This window comes from Pseudarthrobacter sp. NamE5, assembly GCF_005796225.1.
Classification (GTDB): domain Bacteria; phylum Actinomycetota; class Actinomycetes; order Actinomycetales; family Micrococcaceae; genus Arthrobacter.
Genome location: NZ_VAHO01000005.1, coordinates 91,767 through 110,190, shown reverse-complemented (window position 1 = coordinate 110,190; position 18,424 = coordinate 91,767). Strand labels below are relative to the sequence as shown.

Below are 18,424 nucleotides of genomic sequence, written 5' to 3'. Positions count from 1 at the left end.
TTATTATTTTCCCGAACCCGCGAAAAGAGGAATGGCCATGAGTGACAAGCCCGGCAACCAGACACCGAACACCCCCGATGTCAGTGAAACCGAACTGCGCAGGATGAAGGTGGACGAGCTCCGCCAGGAGGCCCGGAACGAGAACATTGAGGGAACCTCCGGCATGCGCAAGGAGGAGTTGGTGAAGGAGGTTGCGAATGCCCGGTCCCACGTCGATGGGCGCAGCAAGGATGAAGAGGCCGCCTCTGGCCGGGAGGAAACGGGTACCACCCGTGACGGCGGCAAGAACAAACCCAACGACAGGCCCGGCAACCAGACACCGAACACCCCCGACGTGAGTGAAACCGAGCTGCGCCGGATGAAGGTGGACGAGCTCCGGCAGGAGGCCAAGGACGAAAAGATCCCCGGGGCCTCCGGCATGCGCAAGGAGGAGTTGGTGAAGGAGGTTGCGAATGCCCGGTCCCACGGCGACGACGGGGGCGGCCAGGACGAAGGCGATGGCTCCGAAGAGGGCGACTTGGGCGCCGGCCCCGAGGGCGGCAAAATCCGGTACGGCGATGCCTCATCCAAATCGTTGAAGTACTCCCAGGAGGTCACCTCCACGGAGGACGAGCCAGAGCGGGAAGGCCGGAGCCTGGCAACAACCCATCACGAGGTCATCAGGCAGTGGGCTGAAGAGCGCGGCGGTGTTCCGGCCACGGTCGAGGGCACTGAACATGACGACCACCTGGGCGTCCTGCGCTTTGATTTCGGCGGCGACGACAGCAACCTTCGGCATGTCAGCTGGGAGGAGTGGTTCAACACCTTTGATCTCCGCCGCCTCAATTTCATCTATCAGGAACAGCGCACCGACGGCAGCCAGTCCAACTTCTTCCGGCTGGAAAACCCGGAACGCGAAGACGCCTGAGGGCACCGCGGGCGGGGCCGTGGAGGCTCCTGATAAAAAACTTTTACAAATACACCCATCCGGAATGCAATAAGGGCCGAATCGCTGTCATAACCCTTTGGGTTGGCAGGTAAAGCGCTGATTCATAAAACACATATCGCATTCAGGAGATCACCATGGCAACACACACAAGTAACGGAATGGCCACCCGCACCAACGTCCAGAAGGCGTCCATGGCGGTCGGCGCAGTGTTCCTGCTGGTAGGCGTCCTGGGCTTCATTCCGGGGATCACCGGCAACTTTGACCAGCTGCACTTCGCCGGCCACCATTCCGAGGCAATGCTGCTGGGCCTGTTCCAGGTCTCGGCGCTGCACAACATCGTTCACCTGCTCTTCGGGGTGGCCGGCATCGTCCTTGCCAAGACAGCAGGGGGCGCCCGCTCGTTCCTCCTCTATGGCGGGATTATCTACCTGGTCCTGTTCGTTTACGGCCTGGTCATCCCCCAGGATTCCGCCGGCAACTTCGTGCCGCTGAACGGCTACGACAACATCCTGCACCTGCTGCTCGGCGTCGGAATGGTCGCTCTGGCGCTGGTCCTCACCCGCGGGCACAAGGCACGCGCATAAGGGTTGCCCCGGCGCGGGACTCCATCCGCAGACGTCGATGGGCCTGGCAACAGCTTCTGCTGCTGCCGGGCCCATCGCCCGTTAACGAATAATCCAGTCCCGCCGGTTACCGTCCTGCCGCGTAGCCCTGGCCGCCCCTCGGGTTGGCGGCCGCCTTCAGGACGCCCGTTCTTGGGTCACGCACTACGGCCGAGAGCCGGCCGAGAGCCCAGTCCCTGCCCCATCAGCACCACTGGTTCCGAGGGCTTCCCGGCCGTGACGAAAATGCCAGTCATGTTGCCACTCACATCCACGCCAGGAGGGCGGGCCATTGCAAGCATCAGCCTCAGCCAGGCGGGTGCCTGGCTGAGGCTGCGGCCTCTACTAGTGCTGGTGGCAGCCGACCGCTTTGCAGGCGTTCACCCGGCCCTCGTCCCAGAACATGCCGGTGCCTTCTATCTCGTCCGCTGATGATTCGACTTTTGCCCGGACGGACCTGTTGGAGGTGCCGGCGGGTGTGCTCCAGGTGAGCGCGGCAACAGCAGCGACCACCGGTGAGGCCATCGAGGTGCCGCTGGCTATGTCATAGCCCATGGACCGGTCGTTCTGGGTGCCAATGACGAATTCGTGATTGGGGAAGGTCGAGTAAACGTCCTCACCGGGAGCGGCAACATCCACCCAATCGCCGTAGGTGGAGAAATGCGCCTTGGTGTCCTTGTTGTTGGTTGCTGCGACGGCAATGACGTTCGAATAGGCGGCAGGGTAAATCCGGTCCTCCGTGCCGGAGTTTCCGGCTGCGGCCACAATCACCACGCCTTCCTTCCACGCGTTTTGGACGGCTGCTTCGAGAGTCCGGGAGGGAAGGCGTTGCCCCAGGCTCATGTTGATGACCTTGGCGTCGTTGTCCACTGCCCACTCGATGGCCTTGACAATGGCGGAACTGGTGGCAGTTCCCATGTCGTTGAGCACCTTGGCATCAAGGATGGTGCAGCCCGGGCAGACGCCGGCGACACCCTCGGCATCGTGGTCTGCGGCAACGATGCCGGCCACATGGGTGCCGTGGCCGTACTTGTCGTAATCCTCGGGATGATCGGGACGGATGGGCGTGTCACTGAAGTTCTCCCGTGCCACCACCTTGGCCGAAATGTCCTCGTGGTTGATCGCCACGCCGGAATCGATGATCGCAACCTTGATGCCGTTGCCGGTGGTGACTCCCCATGCTTCGACGGCGTCCACGTCAGCATCCTTGGTGCCTCCGGGAACAGTCAGGGTGTTGGCCGTATTGGTGAAGGACTGTCCCTCGTTATGCAGCGCGTACTGCCGGGGGAAAAACGTGTCATGCGTGGCGGCCGTGACCACCTGGTCCGGCTCAGCGTATTCAACTGCGGGGTTCCGGCTCAACGCCTCGATGTACTGATGCTCTTTACCGGCCGGGACTTTGATCTGTTGTGTGCCTGTGCTGCCCATGCTTGCTCCCTGGCTGAGCCCATGCTGCGGCAGGACCTGGGACGCCGCAGCATTGTCCCGGAACTTAACCAGGATGCTCCCCGGGAGGCGAGATGGATCAGGTGCTGCAGTACTCACGTCTGCCGAATGGACAGCGCCCAACACCATTGTTGCCGCTGCGAAACCAGCCATAAGGATCTTTTTCATGGGGGTCATCTTGCGCCAGGCGGGTGCCGGCTGGATAGGGGCAATGGGCACATACTTTTTCAGAGTGTTAGGGGGGCGTTCCGGAGCTGTCCGCTTCCCCAGGCAAAACGAAGTGCCTACAGCATGCCAGGAAACAGGCTTCAAATGGACTGCTACTGGTCGAGTGTGAGAAGCTTCACAAGTTTTGTGTGCCGCGCGCCACAGTGTCCACCCACTCCGGGCAGCACGGATCGCACCACCCACACGCTCTTCATGGAGGGAACCCACACTTATGAGCGATGTCTTGTCAGCCATCAATGACGTAATTTGGAGCGACTGGCTCGTCTATCTCTGCCTCGCAACCGGTGTCTACTTCTCCGTCCGTACCCGCTTCCTGCAGGTCCGGCACGTCAAGGGAATGCTCGAACAGATAGTCCACGGTGAGAAGTCCGCCTCCGGCGTCTCGTCGTTCCAGGCCCTGGCCATGTCCCTGTCCGGCCGCGTCGGCACCGGCAACGTCGCCGGCGTCGCCACCGCCATCGCCTTCGGCGGACCTGGCGCCCTCTTCTGGATGTGGGCCGTCGCCTTCCTAGGCGCGTCCACGTCGTTCATCGAGTCCACTCTCGGCCAGATTTATAAGGCCCGCGACCCGCTGACGGGCGAGTACCGCGGCGGCCCGGCCTACTACTTCTCCCGGGCCTTCGCCCACACCAAGGGCGCAGGCTTCTTCAAGGTCTACGGCTACGTCTTCGCGGCCGTAACGGTCCTTGCCTGCGGCGTTCTCATGCCGGGTGTCCAAACCAATTCCATGGCCACCGCGATCGGCGGCGCATGGACCATCGAGCCTTGGATTGTTGCCGTCGGCTCGGTTATCCTCCTTGCCCTCGTCGTGATGGGTGGTGTGAAGCGCATCGCCAGTGTTGCCGCCTTCGTGGTGCCCTTCATGGCCGCCGGCTACATCATCCTCGCCCTGATCGTGGTCGTCATCAACGCCGCCCAGCTGCCGGAGATTCTCTCGCTCGTCTTCCGCAGTGCCTTCGGCATGGATTCCGCCCTCGGCGCCATCATCGGCCTGGCCGTCATGTGGGGTGTCAAGCGCGGCGTCTACTCGAACGAGGCCGGCCAGGGAACCGGCCCGCATGCCGCGGCCGCCGCCGAAGTTTCGCACCCGGCCAAGCAAGGCCTAGTCCAGGCATTCGCGGTCTACATCGACACGCTCTTCGTGTGCTCGGCCACCGGCTTCCTAATCCTCTCCACCGGCGCCTACCGCGTCTTCTCCGGCGGCAGCGAAGACGGTGAGATCCTCGCCGAAGGCGGTCTGCTGTCGGCCTCGGCCGTCGTCGGACCGCAGTTTGTGCAGGCCGGATTCGACTCCGTCTTCCCCGGCGTCGGTGCCGCCTTCATCGCTGTCACACTCGTCTTCTTCTGCCTGACCACGGTCATCGCCTACTACTACATGGCCGAGACCAACCTGCGCTTCCTCCTGGGCACCTCGTCGGCCAAGATGATTCCCGGCCTCCGCACCAGCCTCGGCCGCGCCACCACCATCGCCCTGCAGGTGGCCATCCTGGTCGCCGCTGCTTACGGTTGCGTGAATACTGCCGCCGATGCATGGGTGATGGGCGACATCGGTGTTGGGCTGATGGCCTGGCTGAACATCGTGGGCATCCTGATCCTGCAGAAGCCCGCGTTCAAGGCGCTGAAGGACTTTGAGCGGCAGCAGAAGCTCGGCCTTGACCCCGTCTTCGACCCGCAGCCTCTCGGGATAGTAGGTGCCACCTTCTGGGAGTCCTACAAGAAGGCAAACCTCGAGAAGGAATCTAGTCGCGTTTAGCACGCAGAGCACCATCACTTTGTACCAGTGCGCCGCCCCGTTCATCCGGCGCGGCGCACTGCCGTTTTCCGCTTATGGGGAGTGAACAGTGGAGCCCGTTGATGGAGGGTGGCAGTCCCGGCGCGAAGAAAAGAGCCTGCGCGTCCTGAAGTGGACCTGCGGCCGTGGCTGCTACTCAGACGCCGAGCGCGTCCCCGAGTCCGTGCCGTCACCGGTCGTTGCCACGAAGTTCCAGTCGAAGGACCCGTCATGGCGCAGCGTCAGCCGGAGGAACCCGTGGGTGTCACTGAACCGTTCCTCGATATATCGGGGTTTGCTGGTGAAGGGGCGGAGATCGATGCCTCCCGTGGAAACCTGGAATGCGGTCATCCCATCGCGGACGCACCGGTCGGCGTTGTTCACCGGGCATGACCGTTCGTAGTTGTGCTGTGACCCCGACAGGGTCAGACGGACCCCGTGCTTCCACATCACGTTGATCCATGGCCTGTGGTCGCTGGCCCGATCATGGGACTCCGTGTTCGAGGTGAAGTACGGCTCGTGGTGCACCACCGCCAGGTGCTTGCCCGCCGCTTTGGCAGCGGCGAGGTCCTTGTCCAGCCACCTCGTCAGTTCCCGGGCCCGCTTGCTGTTGTACTCCCAGTGCGCGGACGACAGGAATGCGAAGTGCCAGTTCCCAAAGTCCTTCGAGTACGGTTCCCCGTTCGAGATGTACCCGCGTTCCTGGTTGATCGCAGCCTTCTCAGTAAACCCCGGACACTGGCCGTCCATAAAGTTGTCCAGGTCTTCATTGCGGCCGGGTTCCCAGTCGTGGTTGGGAGCTGACACCCAGTACAACTTGGGCATCGTGCCGCCCCACAGCGGCGCCCAGTAGTCCACGTAATCCTCGCAGTACGCAGTGTCGTACTGGAAGTCCCCCAGCCCCAGGAACGCGTCAATCTCGTTGTTCTCCACGAGCTCGGTGATCGCCGCGGCGTTCCGGCCGGCCGGGCTGTCAGGGTCAAGGTTCTCTTCTGGGTTCATGTCACCGACGGCAGCGATCCGGACATCAGGCGCAGGGGTCTCGGGTGGCTCGGGATCGCCGGTGCAGCCCGCGACAGAGACCGCCAGAAGGGCAGCGGCGGCTGCGGACATCACGCGGAAAGGTCTGAGACGAAGGAGTGCTGACTGCATCCGATTACCCCCTTCGAGAAGCAGGACCGCAGGTCGGCTGGCCAGAGACAGCCATGCCTGCCGGCACCTTGATACTCCTAAAGGGCTGGACCGGCTGTCAAGCGTGGGCGGCGCACCTCAGATATGCGCTCTCCTGTATCAGGGGTCAAGCCGCCTGCCCTGGAGGCAGAACTCGTTGCCCTCGGGGTCGGACCCGGTGCTGGTCCTCACCCAGTACGTGCGGAAACGGCAACCGGCCCTTCTACCCCGCCAAGTGCCTGGTCTCGGCCCGGGCCGGGCACCTCTCGGTTATGCAGCAGTTCCAGTCGTGGTGCGGGCTGTTTTTACTGGCGCACACAACCGACAGCGTCGCAGGCATTCACGCGCCCGTATGCCCAGTAGGTCTGCTGGCCGGTAATCTTCTCGGCCGTTGATTCCACCTTGGCACGCACTGAAGTCGGTGTAGCTGCGGGGTTGGTACTCCAGACAAGCGCGGCAGTCGCGGCGACTATTGCTGAGGACATTGAGGTTCCGTTGCCGACGTCATACCCCTGCGAGCGCTTGTTTTGTGTCCCCAGGACGAACGTGTGGTTCGGGAAGGTGGAGTAGACATCGGCTCCGGGTGCAGCGACGTCCACCCAACTGGCTCCATAGGTTGAAAATGAGGCTTTGGCGTCGTTGTTGTCGGTGGCGCCGACAGCGATGACGTTCGGGTAGGCGCCAGGGTAAATCTTGGTCTGGTTGCCGCCGTTACCAGCTGCGGCAACCAGCACAGCGCCCTTGTTCCATGCGTTGTTCACAGCCGTTTCCAGGGTGCGTGACGCCCGGACTCCGAGGCTCATGTTGATCACCTTGGCACCGTTGTTGATGGCCCAGTTGATGGCGTCCGCAACGCCTGAGCTGGATCCGATCCCACTGTCGTTCAGGACTTTGCCGTCCAGTATCGTGCACCCTGGGCACGTCCCCGCCACACCGCGGGTGTTGTTGGCTGTGGCGGCAACGAGGCCGGATACGTGGGTGCCGTGGCCGTAATTGTCGTCCCCGGTTTCCCCGTTGGTGAAATTCGCATGGGCGGCCACCTTTGGGTGAATGTCGGGGTTGTCGTTGGCGACACCGGAATCGAGTACGGCAACCTTGACGCCTGCCCCGGTGGTGGCGTTCCACGCTTCCACCGCGTCCACGTCAGCGTCCGCCTTGCCGCCGGCTACCGTCAGCGTGCCCTCGGTATTGGTGAAGGATTGACCGGTATTTTGCAGCGCGTACTGCCGGGGGAAGTATTCGTCATCGGACGAGGCTGTCACCAAATGGTCCGGCTCGGCGTATTCGACTGCCGGGTTTCGGCCTAACGCATCCATGAGTTGCACTTCCTTGCCTGCCGGGACCTTAACGAGGTGCGCGCCGGTGCTGCCGATACTTCGGCCTTCGCTGAGTCCATGCTGGCGCAGCACGTTTGGCGCTGCGCCAGCATCCCGGAACTTGACCATGATCTGCCCCGCGACGTGCGACGGATCCGGCGCGGCATGGCCTGCCACTGCTGGGTTAATCGAGCCAAACGCCATTAATGCGGCTGCACAACCAACCATAAACGTCTTCTTCATGGCGTCATCTTGCTCCAACCCGCGCCGGGTGGATAGCCCCGACCGCAAATCCCCCTGCTGTTACGCGGGTGACCGAACCGCCGAGGCGAGCGCTGCCGTCGTGCCTTCGGAGTAGCCGAGCAGTGTCGACCAGGTGAACTTCGAGCGAGAGCACCACGCGCCCTTCACCTCCGGGTACTCCGCGTACAGCCCGCGCAGGTCGCACACGGTCTGCCCGCGGCCGGGTTCGGAGGACGTTCGACGGCGGCGCGCACCACGGGTGCTAGCGCCGGAATAACAGCAGCGGCACCAGGGTCACGTCCCAGTCTGCGGTCAGCACCCGGGCGGCGGCCTCGGGGTCGTGCCAGATGTTCGCCTCGGCCACGGGCGTGATGTTCCCTGGAGCCAGGGCCGCCCCACCCATCCCCGTCACCGACTCCGCCAAAGATGGCAGGGAAGGCCCCAGCCGGAGCACCTCGGCATGTTGGTCAGCGGCCTGATGCCCAGCACCCGCAAGAAACCGGGGTAAATACGCGCCTGTCCCGGCTTAGCAGGGCGGCGGCGTGGGCCGCGCCGTGGTGCGGGAGATCGGAGCACGCCCGGCAGCTGGCCGGCCTAAAAGCAATCAGCATCACCAGTGCAACGTTCATGGAACGCGCCCACAGCCTTTACGAGTCGCTGGGTTTCCGCCGGGCGCCGGAGCGGGACTGGTACGCGCCGGGCGAGGACGTGCTGCTGTGGGTCGTCACGCTGGAGGTACAAATAGCTTTAAATGGGCCCCATCAGGGGGTGCAGGCAGAGTTTTCAGGCCTCCTCTAAACGAGGGTCAGGTCCCTAAAATGGATCATGGTGGTGTTTTTCTCCGCAATCGGAATTCTGCTGTGGATTGCCTTCCTTATCGCCGTCTTGGTTTTGAGCGGCATCATCTGGGCGGCGGGCAACCTGATTCTTTGGGTGTTGGACCTGAAACCCCTGCCCAACCAGCGGTCGGGCCGGCAGAAGCCGCCGGTCGCGCCTGCGGTGGGCCCCCGACGGAACGTACCTCCGGCACCCGCCGCGCGAAGCGTTCCCCGAGTCCCCGCCCCTGTTGCCCCGCCAACCCAGGCCGGACCCGATATCTGGCCCAAATGGACCCCCTCGCACAGGCTCTACAAGGCCCGCGAGCTGTCCCTTTGGCAGGAGCAGTTCGACGCCCTGGACTCCCGCGGGTAGCCAAACAACGACGGCGGGCGGCCGGCTTGGGTGCCCACCGCGCCGCTGGCGCGTGTCACCGGAAGTCGGCGCTGCTCTCTTTCGCGACCTCCAGCAGCGTAGTTTGGAACGCGATTTCAGCGGCAGCCCTGACCCTGTCATGCCGGTGCGCCAGCAACACCCGGCGGGAGGGTGCACTGGAACCCAGGGATACGATGCTGACGCCCGGATGCTTGTTCACCACAGCGGTCCGCGGGGCCAGGGCGACACCCAAACCAACACTGACCATGGCCTGGGCTTCCTGGTAGTCATTGGCGTGGAATGAGATACGGGGCGAAAATCCTGCAGCCCGGGCGCTGCGGTGCAGCACCTCGACGACCGGGTGTTCCTCTTCCCGGACTATCCACTCCTCGTTGGCCAAATCAGCCATATCCACCTGCTTGCGGCGGGCAAGCCTGTGGTCCTTGCCTACGATCAGGGCTGTGGCATCCTCGAAGACCGTGGTGAGGGCGAAATTGTCGGGGCTGATCCGGTTCCACTCGTAGTCCCAGAGCAGGGACATCCCCACCTGCCCGCTTTCCAGCATTTCGAGCAGATCGTTAAAGCGGCTGCTGCGCACGTGCAGGTCTATGGCCGGGTACTGGGCCTTGAATCTGCTGATCACCAGCGGGAGGAATGATCCGCCGAGGGTCGGAAAAGTCCCCATGGTCAGGCTCCCCCGGTTCAGCCCTGCAATCTCGGCCAGGTCCGCTTCCGCCGCTGCCATCTGGCGGAGGATTCTGCGCGTGTGGGCCGTGAGGACATGCCCGGCATCGGTGGGTACCATCCCGCGGGCCGTTCGCTGCAGCAGTGGCTGCCCCACTTCAGCCTCGAGCCTTCGTAGCTGCTGGGAAACACCCGAGGGTGAATAGACGTGCTTGTCCGCCGCGGCCGTGATCGAACCCAGTTCCACCACATCCAGCAGCAGTTCCAGCCTTCTGACGTTCAGCACAGCCCTTGCCTCCTTGAAGCTTTCCTTAATCCCCCCTCCCAATTCTATGCATTCGCTTCAACAATCGAGCGATCACGCGACGTTTTGTAAGCGAAACTCTGCGCTTCCTCCCCTCGGACCACCGTTCCTACCCCATACGCGCCTGTACGTTTGAAGTAATAGTGCATAGACCTGCATATTTTAGCGTTTGTAATTCATCTGGGACCGGCATCACACTGGGTTATCCGAGACGGCCAACCACCCCCAAAGAGGCCCCCGGGAAAGGTGTTGAAGCAATCATGATAAAGATCCCCGCCACGTGGATGCGTGGAGGAACCAGCAAGTGCTGGGTCTTCGAATGGGACAGCCTGCAGGTCCCCGGAAAAACCGTCGATGAGGTTCTCCTGCGGCTGTTCGGCAGCCCGGACAACCGGCAGATCGACGGTGTCGGCGGTGGTACTTCCACCACCAGCAAGGCCGTCATTCTTTCCCGCTCCATCACGGACGAAGCGGACGTGGATTACACCTTCGCCCAGGTGGGCATCGAGGAACAGCGCGTGGACTGGGGCAGCAACTGCGGTAACTGTTCAGCCGTCGTCGCGCCCTATGCCATCCAGCGTGGCTGGGTGGCCACCGGCCAGGAAAGCACGGCCGTGCGGGCGTTGAACACCAACACCGACCAGCTCATCCTGCAGAAGGTCGCCACTCTCGGCGGCGCGCTGCCTGACTCCGGGGACCAGATGATCCCCGGCGTTCCCTTCCCCGGACTGGCGGTCGGTATGGGCTTTTTCGACCCCGCCGGCAAGACCACGGGGAAGCTCTTCCCCACGGGGGACCCCATGGACAAGGTGGCCTTCGACGGGCGCCAGGTGCCCGCCACCCTGATCGACGCCGGCGCGCCGGTAATCGTCCTTGAGGCTGAAGCTGTTGGCCTGACCGGGCACGAAACGGCTGCGGAGATCGACAGCCGGGCAGACCTGCTGGTGCACCTTGATGATGTCCGCAGGGACGCCGCCGTTCGGATGGGCCTGGCCAGAAGCCGGGCGGACGCCGAACGTGCCATCCCCAAGCTGGCCCTGGTGGCCAAAGCGGATGACGACGACGACGCCGATGTGGTGGTCCGGATGCTCTCCATGGGCCGGCTGCACCCCGCCCTGGCCATCACCGGCAGTGTTGCCCTGACCATGGCCGCCCAGCACGAGGGAACGGTGGTGGCGGACCTGATCACCGGCGACGCTGCCTCCGGAGTGAACCTGCGGACGCCGGCGGGCCTGGTCCAGACCTGGTCCGAGACCCGGGACGGAACCCCGGTTGTCGGCGCCCTGCGAAGCGCGCGGCGGCTGGCCGACGCAGAACTCCTGCTGCCGGACGTCTGGTAGCGCCACCCCAAACCATGCCGCTTCCGTGAGCCTGTTCACAGGACGGCACCAACGAAGGACACCTCAATGACGAGTCAAAAATCTGCCCTGGAACCTCCCCTGGGCTTGGACGACACAGCGGCTTCCGAATTGCCTGAGCCGCCGCAACACAGCCGCCGGACCGTGCTGGGAGCAGTCGCTTCCTTCGCCGTCCTGGGCCTGGCAACCACCGTATTGGGCGAAGGGCTCCTCAATCCGCCGTCCAGCACCGAAGACGGGAACTTCAGCGGTGAAACCCTTGAATTCCTGATTCCCCTGGCCTCAGGCGGCGGCACCGACACTTGGGCGCGCTTCATCGGCACCGAACTGACCAACTACATTCCCGGCCGTCCCGGTTTCGCTCCAGTCAACGAACCCGGCGGCGAGGGCATCTCGGGCACCAACAAGTTCGCCCGCTCCGCCACAACCGACGGAACGGAAATTCTCGTGGGAACCGCCTCCACTGTGGTTCCGTGGGTCCTGGGTCGCTCCGCGGTGAAGTACTCGTTCGAGGACCTGAAACCGGTGGTGGTCAACGGCACCGGCGGGGTCATCTACGCCCGCACCGAAGCCGGCGTCAACGGAATCGGTGACCTCGTAAACAGGGACAAGCCGCTCGAATTCGGCGGGATCAGCGCCACCGGCCTGGACATCACCACACTCGTTGCTTTCGACCTGCTCGAGGCCGACGTCACGTCCACCTTCGGCTTCGAAGGGCGCGGCCCGGTCAACCTGGCACTCCAGCGCGGCGAAATCGACCTGGACTACCAGACCACCTCCGCCTACGGCTCCGCCGTCGAGGGCATTGCGAAGGAGGGCAAGGCCACCGTCCTGATGTCCTTCGGGCAGCTTGACGGCTCCGGGGAGGTGGTCCGGGACCCGAACTTCCCCGAGGTCCCCACTGTTGCAGAGGCCTACGAGCAACTGCACGGCAAGAAACCGTCCGGCGAGAAGTTCGAGGCCTACAAGACGCTGCTCGGGCTCACTTACACCTACCAGAAAGGCCTCTGGGTCCCGCAGGAGACGGCCGACAAAGCCGTGACGCTGCTGCGTGAATCAAGCGAAAAGCTCGGCGCTGACAAGGAATTCCAGACCAAAGCCGCCAAAGTCCTCGGCGGCTACCCCCTTGTAGCGGACGCCGACATGGCCGACCGTGTCCGGGACGCCTACACCGTCAGCAGCTCCGTCAGGTCCTACGTGAAGGAACTGCTCGAGAGCAAGTACAACATCCACGTTGAATAAGGACCATCATGCTTGACTCCGCTATGGCAGCGCTGGCATCACTCGCTGACCCGTCCCTGCTCCTCATGCTCCTGATCGGCACCGTTGCCGGACTGGTCATGGGCCTCATCCCCGGCCTCGGCGGCACCGGCGCCGTCGCCATCCTGCTGCCGATCACCTTCGGCATGGAACCGCCCCAGGCCCTGGCTCTCCTCATCGGGGCCCTCGCCGTCGTCCATACCTCAGACACGGTCTCGGCCGTCCTGCTCGGCGCTCCCGGTTCAGCCTCAGCGAGCGTGACAATGCTGGATGGCTACGCCATGGCTAAACAGGGAAAAGCCGCCAGGGCCCTGACCCTTGCCTTCCTGTCCTCCATGGCCGGCGGCATCATCGGTGCCATCGGCCTGACGCTCGCCATCCCGCTGGCCCGCCCCCTGGTGCTGTCCTTCGCAAGCCCCGAACTGTTCATGCTGACAGTCCTCGGCGTCGCCCTTGCCGCCGTCCTCTCCCGCGGCAACATCATCAAGGGCGTTTCTGCGGGCCTGCTCGGCCTGGTCCTCGGCATGGTAGGCACCTCCCCCACCACTGCTGAAGAACGATTCACCTTCGGCAGCCTGTTCCTCGGCGACGGCCTCTCACTCGTTGCCGTGGCGCTGGGCATCTTCGGCCTGGCCGAAATCGCCTCCCGCGCCAGCCAGCGGCGCGGCCAAAAGGAGAACATCACGCTCGGCGGCGGCTGGGGCCAGGGCATCCGCGAATGGCTGTCCCACTGGACCCAGGTGATCCGCGGCGCACTCATCGGCATCTGGGCAGGCGTCCTGCCCGGAGTCGGCGCTACCGCCGGAACCTGGCTGGCCTATGGACAGGCAGTGGCCACCGCCAAGGACAAGCGCAAGTTCGGCAAGGGCGACCCCCGCGGCATCGTGGGCCCCGAAAGCGCCAACAACTCCGTGGAAGCCGGCGACCTCATCCCCACCCTCCTGTTCGGCATCCCCGGCGGTGTCCCCTCGGCGATGCTCCTGGGCATGCTGCTCACCTACGGCATCCAGCCGGGCCCCTCGATCATCACCGAACACCTGGACCTGATGTACCTGATCGTGTGGTCCTTCGCGATCGCTTCGATCCTGGGCGCCCTGTTCTGCTTCCTCAGCGTCAAGCAGCTCGCCAAGCTCACCAAGGTTCCCTTCGCCGTCCTGGCCGCAGGCCTCGTCGCCGTGATGCTGCTCGGCTCCTTCCAGGAAGGCGGCCAGCTCGGGGACCTCTGGGTCATGATCATCCTGGGCGTCTTCGGCTGGCTCCTGAAGTCCACAGGGTTCCCCCGGGCCCCGTTCCTGATCGGCTTCGTCCTGGCCATCCCGCTGGAGCGCTACTACTTCCTCACGGACAGCCTTTACAACGGGCTGGACTGGATGGCCCGCCCCGGCGTACTGGTCTTCCTGGCGATCCTGGTCCTGCCGATCCTCTGGGCCTTCATCAAATTCATTCGCGCCCGCCGGAACACCAACCTCGACGACGGGCACCGCAACGAGCGCCCGGAAGACGACGAGAGCCCGCTGAAGAACTCCGTATGGTCCCTCACCGCCGCCGGAATCTTCGCCGTCGCTTTTGCCGCGGCGCTGATCTCCTCCGCGTCGTTCTCCCCCGAGGCCCGCCTGGTGCCCCAGCTCGTAAGCATCGGTGGACTGGTGTTCTCCGGCATCCTGCTCTTCACCGAGATCCGGACACGTGTCCGGGCCAGGACAGCCTCCACCGGATGGACGCTCGATGCCGGCTTCGCGATGAAGACGTTCCTGTGGATGACAGCCTTCCTCGCCCTTACCGCGGCATTCGGCTACCTGATCGCCGTGACGGTCTTTATCCCGGCGTTCCTGCTCATCGTCGCCAGGGCCCGGCTCAAGGTGGCCATCATCTACACCGCCGCGCTGTACATCGTGCTCCTGGCGCTCCCGTCGCTGCTGCCCATCGATTTGCCGCAGGGCTGGCTGAACACCCTTGTCTAGGCGATCCGCGGCCTGCCCCGAAAACCACCGAAAACACCGGAACCACCGCACCCACCGGATTTAAAGGAAAGAAGCAACGCCATGACGGTTCTCGTCGCCTACGTCCCCTCTCCCGAGGGCCGCGAAGCCCTGGCCCAGGGCATCACCGAGGCAGTCCTTCGGACCTCGGACCTCCTGATCGTGAACGTCGGCCGCGGCCACCACGGCCTGGAGCCAGCCGAAATGCAGGACATTGAAGACCAGCTTCGGGCCGCCGGGCGCGAACTGGCCATCGAGTCCTCCATCCTTGCGGACCCCGGAGACGCGGTGACTCAAATAGCGCAGGACCGGAACGTGGACATGATCGTCGTCGGCCTGCGACACCGCTCCATGGTGGGAAAACTCATCCTGGGCAGCACCGTGCAGCGCATCCTGCTGGACGCCACCTGCCCGGTCCTCGCAGTCCGCCCGGACCGGCTCAACTAGCCCTCCGGCCCACCAGCCACCCAGCGGGATTGGATCTGCCCTGGTCCCCGCTGTGGCTGCCGGCCATCGCCGGCAGGCGTGTCCGAAACCCCGCATTCCATCGCAACAGGAACCCCGAAGGACGGGCGCGGGAAAGGGCCACGCAGAAGAAGGAGGCAGGGGAACCCAACGTCCCCTGCCTCCTTCCCAACATCCGTTTAAGCAGTCAAAGGAACAAACATGTTTACCCGCCAGATCCATCCGGGTTCAGCCAGGAAGCCTGCCCGCCCCGAACCGGTTCCGAACTGGTGCACGTTGTCCAAAGCGGACCAGATCGAAATCCAGCAGCAGGGCAAAACGATTGCCACCGGTCGCGTCGACATCCTCGCACTTGACGGCAGCATGCTCTGGATCCACCGGGACACCGGTAACGGCCGTGCCCTCTTCCTGCGCAGCGACGGCGTCACGGTTTACCGGCGCCCGAAAACCGGCGCCACCACCTGAACCCCTGAGGAGAACCATGACTAAAACAGCGCAACGCACCGCGGCCCCCGAGGCCGGGTCCACGCAGCAATCTCCCCTGCGCAATCCGCGCCGCCGTATCCTACTCATTGTTGCGGCTGCTTTTGTGATTCTGAGTCTGGCCGCCCTCGTGCTGGGAGGGAGCCTCTTCAACCCGGCGGCCGCCACAACCTCGGAGCCGACCTTGACTGCCACCCAGATCATCCCGCTCGTGATCCTCGTCCTGATGTTCATTATCGCCACGAAGTGGCCGCTGAACATCGGCGTCATGGGCCTGGTGGCATCCTTCGGCGTCGGCTACTTCATGCTCGGAATGACCGACCGCGAGATCCTCGCAGACTTCCCCGCCAGCATCGTGCTGACCATCATCGGGGTTACCTACTTCTTCAGCATGGCCCAGCGGAACGGCACCATCGACGTCATCGTCCAGACCTGTGTCCGCCTGGTCAGGGGCAAGACCATGGTGCTGCCCTGGGTGTTCTTCCTGCTGGCCGCCGCACTGACGTCGCTGGGCACCTTCTCGCCCGCCGCCGTCGCGCTCCTCGCCCCGGCTGCCATCGGCTTCGCCTACGAATCCCGCATCCACCCCGTGGTGATGGGCGCCTTCATCATCAACGGCGCCCACGCCGGTGGTTTCTCCCCGTTGTCCGTGGCCGGGGTGCTGGTGCACGACATCGCCGAGGAGAACGGTTTTCCCATTTCCCAGGGCGGGCTCTTCGTCGCCAGCTTCGCCGTCAACCTCATCCTGTCCGTCCTCACCATCGCCGTGTTCGCCCTGGTGGGGCGGCTGCACGAGGGTGGTACCGGGCAGGCCATTGACCTGGATACCTCGAAGACCACCCGCCCCCGCGGCCAGCAGATCCTCACCCTGGTGCTGATTCTGGTGATGCTCGTCTGCACCCTGGGCTTCCGCATGCCAATCGGCTTCGTTGCACTGTCCGCCGGCCTGCTGCTGGCGCTGATCAACATCAAAGAGCACCAGACCTTCATCGGCGGCATTTCCTGGTCCACGGTCCTGCTGGTGGCGGGCATGATCACCTACGTTTCGCTGCTCCAGCATGTGGGCGTCATCGACACACTCGCCGAGCAGGCCCTTGCCCTCGGGGCTCCGCTGCTCATCGCGCTCGTCCTCTGCTACGTCATCGGCATCGGCTCGGCGTTCGCGTCCTCCACGGCGCTTCTCACCGCTTTCATTCCCCTGGCCGGACCCCTCCTTGCCACCAGCAGCCTCAGCGCCTCCGGAACCGTAGCCGCCCTCGCCATCGCCGCGACCGTCGTCGACGTTTCCCCGTTCTCCACCGACGGCGCCCTGGTGGTGGCCAACGCGCCGGAAGACGACCGGCAGCGCGTCTACCGGCAGCTGATGATCTACGCCGGGGCCATTGTCCTGGCCGCCCCGATTCTGGCCTGGGCACTGCTGGTTCCCACGGGCATCATGTAGGTCTCCCCTCTTATCCCGCAAGGATTGGGGGAACGTACGACGGCGGGCGGCCAGCTTGGGTGCCGGCAATCCGTAAAGGGGCTATCACCCATGCCACGGATTAGGTATAGGTGTTTCACTAGTCCCAAAAAACTTGGGTATATGGGATCAATTGCTCACGCTTTTCGTCCAGGTCTACGCTTTGAGATAGCTCGCATGTGGCCGTCGTTGTTTCTGGGTCGACGCCGGCTCGAGCAGCCGGATACATGAAATTCCTAGTAGAAACAGCGATGAACATGAAGGCCACGAGCATTCAGGCGTTGCCAACCCAGCAAAACCGACGCGGCACGATATTTCGGCGTAAATGCTTAGCGGTTGCATCGTCCATTCTGTTGATGTTTGCGATCATCACCCCGACAACCGCAAGCGCCGCAGCGACAACCTCTTTAGTTATGGACAGCTACGTGCAGGCGGACAGGGCGACGTCGAACTTTGGGACCAGCATCCGTTTATCCACAGAGGGCCGTGCCTTTATCTGGCGGAATTCGCTCCTGCGGTTCTCCGTGCAAGTTCCCGCTGGCGAACATATTGTTTCAGCCAAACTTCGGGCATATGCCGAGGCATCTGCAACTTCCACTGAGTTCGTGGATGTCTACACTACGTCTGGCGGCTGGACTGAGCGGGGCGTCACTTGGAATAACGCACCGGCACGCGGGACGTGGCTCGGGAAGGCCGGCGGATTCGCCACCGGCTCCTGGGTTGAATGGGATGTCACCAAGGGCGTCAACGCAAAGGGCGGCGAGCAGAATTTCAAGCTGGAAAGCAACGCGCAGAAGTGGATCGGGTTCAGGTCAAAGGAATCGTCGAACTCCGCCCTGCGCCCAAGACTGGTGGTTACGACCGCGCCAGATACGGTAACTTCCAGCGAGGCAGCCGTAGTCCATGGGTGGGGCGCGCGCGTAGCCGGCGACGAGTTCAATTATTCCGGCGCGCCCGATGCCACGAAGTGGAATGTTTACAACAGCCCCGGCCACGCCGGCAACGGTATCCGGAGTCCCCAGCAGGTCACCGTGAACGGTTCCAGCATGGTCATAACCGGAACGGCGGATGGCACTACTGCCGGAATGGGCGCCAAGTTTGCAAACCAGAAATACGGCCGGTGGGAAGTCCGGGCCGCCGGGTCCGGCGATAACGAATACCACATGGTGTCCATCCTGTGGCCCGATAGTGAAAATTGGCCCTGTGACGGCGAGGTGGACTACGCCGAGACGACCGGCGACTGGAACGTCATCAAGTTTTTCCACCACTATGGATGCTCGAACCTGCAGACGTGGGCGTCCAGGCCTCTGGACGTCACTCAGTTTCACAACTACGCGGTCGACTGGTCATCCCGCGGTATTGTGGGCTACGTCGATGGCGTGAAGTGGTTTGAGGACCTCGACCCCACGCATCAGCCTCCCGGTCCGATGCACCAGACCTTACAACTGGACTGGTTCCCTGACAGCACTGCCGACGGCGCCGGCGAGATGCGGGTGGATTGGGTCCGGGTGTACGCGGCGGGTTGAATGTCCGAGTG

The 18,424-nt window shown here is 63.7% G+C and carries 16 protein-coding genes; 11 read left to right on the top strand and 5 right to left on the bottom strand.

All coding sequences use genetic code 11. From position 1 onward, the window contains the following. Positions 1 to 37: 37 nt before the first annotated feature. On the top strand, positions 38 to 907 hold the full coding sequence (locus FDW84_RS08365) for a Rho termination factor N-terminal domain-containing protein (RefSeq protein ID WP_171046724.1): 870 nt from the start codon (positions 38 to 40) through the stop codon (positions 905 to 907). Between the two features lie 155 nt (positions 908 to 1,062). Continuing rightward, positions 1,063 to 1,512: a DUF4383 domain-containing protein gene (locus FDW84_RS08360; protein WP_138608422.1), complete on the top strand. Its 450-nt coding sequence runs from the start codon at positions 1,063 to 1,065 to the stop codon at positions 1,510 to 1,512. A 363-nt stretch (positions 1,513 to 1,875) separates the two neighbouring features. On the opposite strand, the gene FDW84_RS08355 is transcribed toward FDW84_RS08360, so the two are convergent. Further along, positions 1,876 to 3,144 (bottom strand): S8 family serine peptidase, encoded by a 1,269-nt coding sequence (locus FDW84_RS08355; RefSeq protein WP_138608420.1) that lies wholly within the window; start codon positions 3,142 to 3,144, stop codon positions 1,876 to 1,878. A gap of 271 nt (positions 3,145 to 3,415) precedes the next feature. On the opposite strand from FDW84_RS08355, the gene FDW84_RS08350 reads away from it, so the two are divergent. After that, positions 3,416 to 4,957 (top strand): alanine/glycine:cation symporter family protein, encoded by a 1,542-nt coding sequence (locus FDW84_RS08350; protein ID WP_138608419.1) that lies wholly within the window; start codon positions 3,416 to 3,418, stop codon positions 4,955 to 4,957. A gap of 171 nt (positions 4,958 to 5,128) precedes the next feature. On the opposite strand, the gene FDW84_RS08345 is transcribed toward FDW84_RS08350, so the two are convergent. The 3 genes from FDW84_RS08345 to FDW84_RS19700 form a co-directional block, all read right to left on the bottom strand. Further along, positions 5,129 to 6,088 (bottom strand): metallophosphoesterase family protein, encoded by a 960-nt coding sequence (locus FDW84_RS08345; RefSeq protein ID WP_240721449.1) that lies wholly within the window; start codon positions 6,086 to 6,088, stop codon positions 5,129 to 5,131. Positions 6,089 to 6,450: 362 nt separating this feature from the next. Beyond that, positions 6,451 to 7,704 carry a S8 family peptidase gene (locus FDW84_RS08335; protein ID WP_138608415.1) on the bottom strand — a complete coding sequence of 418 codons (1,254 nt, stop codon included), beginning with the start codon at positions 7,702 to 7,704 and terminating at the stop codon, positions 6,451 to 6,453. Positions 7,705 to 7,966: 262 nt separating this feature from the next. Next, positions 7,967 to 8,158, bottom strand: coding sequence for a nucleoside hydrolase (locus FDW84_RS19700; RefSeq protein ID WP_240721440.1), 192 nt, complete (start codon positions 8,156 to 8,158; stop codon positions 7,967 to 7,969). 377 nt (positions 8,159 to 8,535) lie between these two features. Here FDW84_RS19700 and FDW84_RS08320 point away from each other — a divergent pair, with 377 nt between their 5' ends. Further along, complete coding sequence (locus FDW84_RS08320; RefSeq protein WP_138608413.1) at positions 8,536 to 8,895, top strand: hypothetical protein; 360 nt, start codon at positions 8,536 to 8,538, stop codon at positions 8,893 to 8,895. Between the two features lie 55 nt (positions 8,896 to 8,950). On the opposite strand, the gene FDW84_RS08315 is transcribed toward FDW84_RS08320, so the two are convergent. After that, the gene (locus tag FDW84_RS08315) at positions 8,951 to 9,865 is read right to left on the bottom strand and encodes a LysR family transcriptional regulator (protein ID WP_138608411.1); all 915 of its coding nucleotides are present in this window, start codon (positions 9,863 to 9,865) and stop codon (positions 8,951 to 8,953) included. Between the two features lie 278 nt (positions 9,866 to 10,143). Here FDW84_RS08315 and FDW84_RS08310 point away from each other — a divergent pair, with 278 nt between their 5' ends. The 7 genes from FDW84_RS08310 to FDW84_RS08280 all read left to right on the top strand — a co-directional run bounded on the left by FDW84_RS08310 (position 10,144) and on the right by FDW84_RS08280 (position 18,413). Beyond that, positions 10,144 to 11,223 carry a PrpF domain-containing protein gene (locus FDW84_RS08310; RefSeq protein WP_138608409.1) on the top strand — a complete coding sequence of 360 codons (1,080 nt, stop codon included), beginning with the start codon at positions 10,144 to 10,146 and terminating at the stop codon, positions 11,221 to 11,223. A gap of 66 nt (positions 11,224 to 11,289) precedes the next feature. Continuing rightward, on the top strand, positions 11,290 to 12,483 hold the full coding sequence (locus FDW84_RS08305; RefSeq protein WP_138608407.1) for a type 2 periplasmic-binding domain-containing protein: 1,194 nt from the start codon (positions 11,290 to 11,292) through the stop codon (positions 12,481 to 12,483). 8 nt (positions 12,484 to 12,491) lie between these two features. Then, positions 12,492 to 14,462 (top strand): tripartite tricarboxylate transporter permease, encoded by a 1,971-nt coding sequence (locus FDW84_RS08300; RefSeq protein WP_138608405.1) that lies wholly within the window; start codon positions 12,492 to 12,494, stop codon positions 14,460 to 14,462. Positions 14,463 to 14,543: 81 nt separating this feature from the next. After that, positions 14,544 to 14,927, top strand: a complete 384-nt coding sequence (locus tag FDW84_RS08295) for a universal stress protein (RefSeq protein WP_138608403.1) — start codon at positions 14,544 to 14,546, stop codon at positions 14,925 to 14,927. Between the two features lie 219 nt (positions 14,928 to 15,146). After that, a complete protein-coding gene (locus tag FDW84_RS08290) occupies positions 15,147 to 15,410 on the top strand; it encodes a hypothetical protein (RefSeq protein WP_138608401.1) in 264 nt (87 codons plus the stop codon). A gap of 16 nt (positions 15,411 to 15,426) precedes the next feature. Continuing rightward, positions 15,427 to 16,869, top strand: coding sequence for an SLC13 family permease (locus tag FDW84_RS08285; RefSeq protein ID WP_138608399.1), 1,443 nt, complete (start codon positions 15,427 to 15,429; stop codon positions 16,867 to 16,869). A 245-nt stretch (positions 16,870 to 17,114) separates the two neighbouring features. Then, on the top strand, positions 17,115 to 18,413 hold the full coding sequence (locus tag FDW84_RS08280) for a CBM96 family carbohydrate-binding protein (protein WP_240721439.1): 1,299 nt from the start codon (positions 17,115 to 17,117) through the stop codon (positions 18,411 to 18,413). Positions 18,414 to 18,424 lie beyond the last annotated feature (11 nt).

Coding starts and splice junctions, on each gene's coding strand:
- FDW84_RS08310 (WP_138608409.1), top strand. CDS start 10,144: ATGATAAAGATCCCCGCCACGTGGATGCGTGGAGGAACCAGCAAGTGC.
- FDW84_RS08355 (WP_138608420.1), bottom strand. CDS start 3,144: ATGAAAAAGATCCTTATGGCTGGTTTCGCAGCGGCAACAATGGTGTTG.
- FDW84_RS08335 (WP_138608415.1), bottom strand. CDS start 7,704: ATGAAGAAGACGTTTATGGTTGGTTGTGCAGCCGCATTAATGGCGTTT.
- FDW84_RS08365 (WP_171046724.1), top strand. CDS start 38: ATGAGTGACAAGCCCGGCAACCAGACACCGAACACCCCCGATGTCAGT.
- FDW84_RS08350 (WP_138608419.1), top strand. CDS start 3,416: ATGAGCGATGTCTTGTCAGCCATCAATGACGTAATTTGGAGCGACTGG.
- FDW84_RS08295 (WP_138608403.1), top strand. CDS start 14,544: ATGACGGTTCTCGTCGCCTACGTCCCCTCTCCCGAGGGCCGCGAAGCC.
- FDW84_RS08305 (WP_138608407.1), top strand. CDS start 11,290: ATGACGAGTCAAAAATCTGCCCTGGAACCTCCCCTGGGCTTGGACGAC.
- FDW84_RS08280 (WP_240721439.1), top strand. CDS start 17,115: ATGAAATTCCTAGTAGAAACAGCGATGAACATGAAGGCCACGAGCATT.
- FDW84_RS08345 (WP_240721449.1), bottom strand. CDS start 6,088: ATGTCCGCAGCCGCCGCTGCCCTTCTGGCGGTCTCTGTCGCGGGCTGC.
- FDW84_RS08300 (WP_138608405.1), top strand. CDS start 12,492: ATGCTTGACTCCGCTATGGCAGCGCTGGCATCACTCGCTGACCCGTCC.
- FDW84_RS08290 (WP_138608401.1), top strand. CDS start 15,147: ATGTTTACCCGCCAGATCCATCCGGGTTCAGCCAGGAAGCCTGCCCGC.
- FDW84_RS08360 (WP_138608422.1), top strand. CDS start 1,063: ATGGCAACACACACAAGTAACGGAATGGCCACCCGCACCAACGTCCAG.
- FDW84_RS08285 (WP_138608399.1), top strand. CDS start 15,427: ATGACTAAAACAGCGCAACGCACCGCGGCCCCCGAGGCCGGGTCCACG.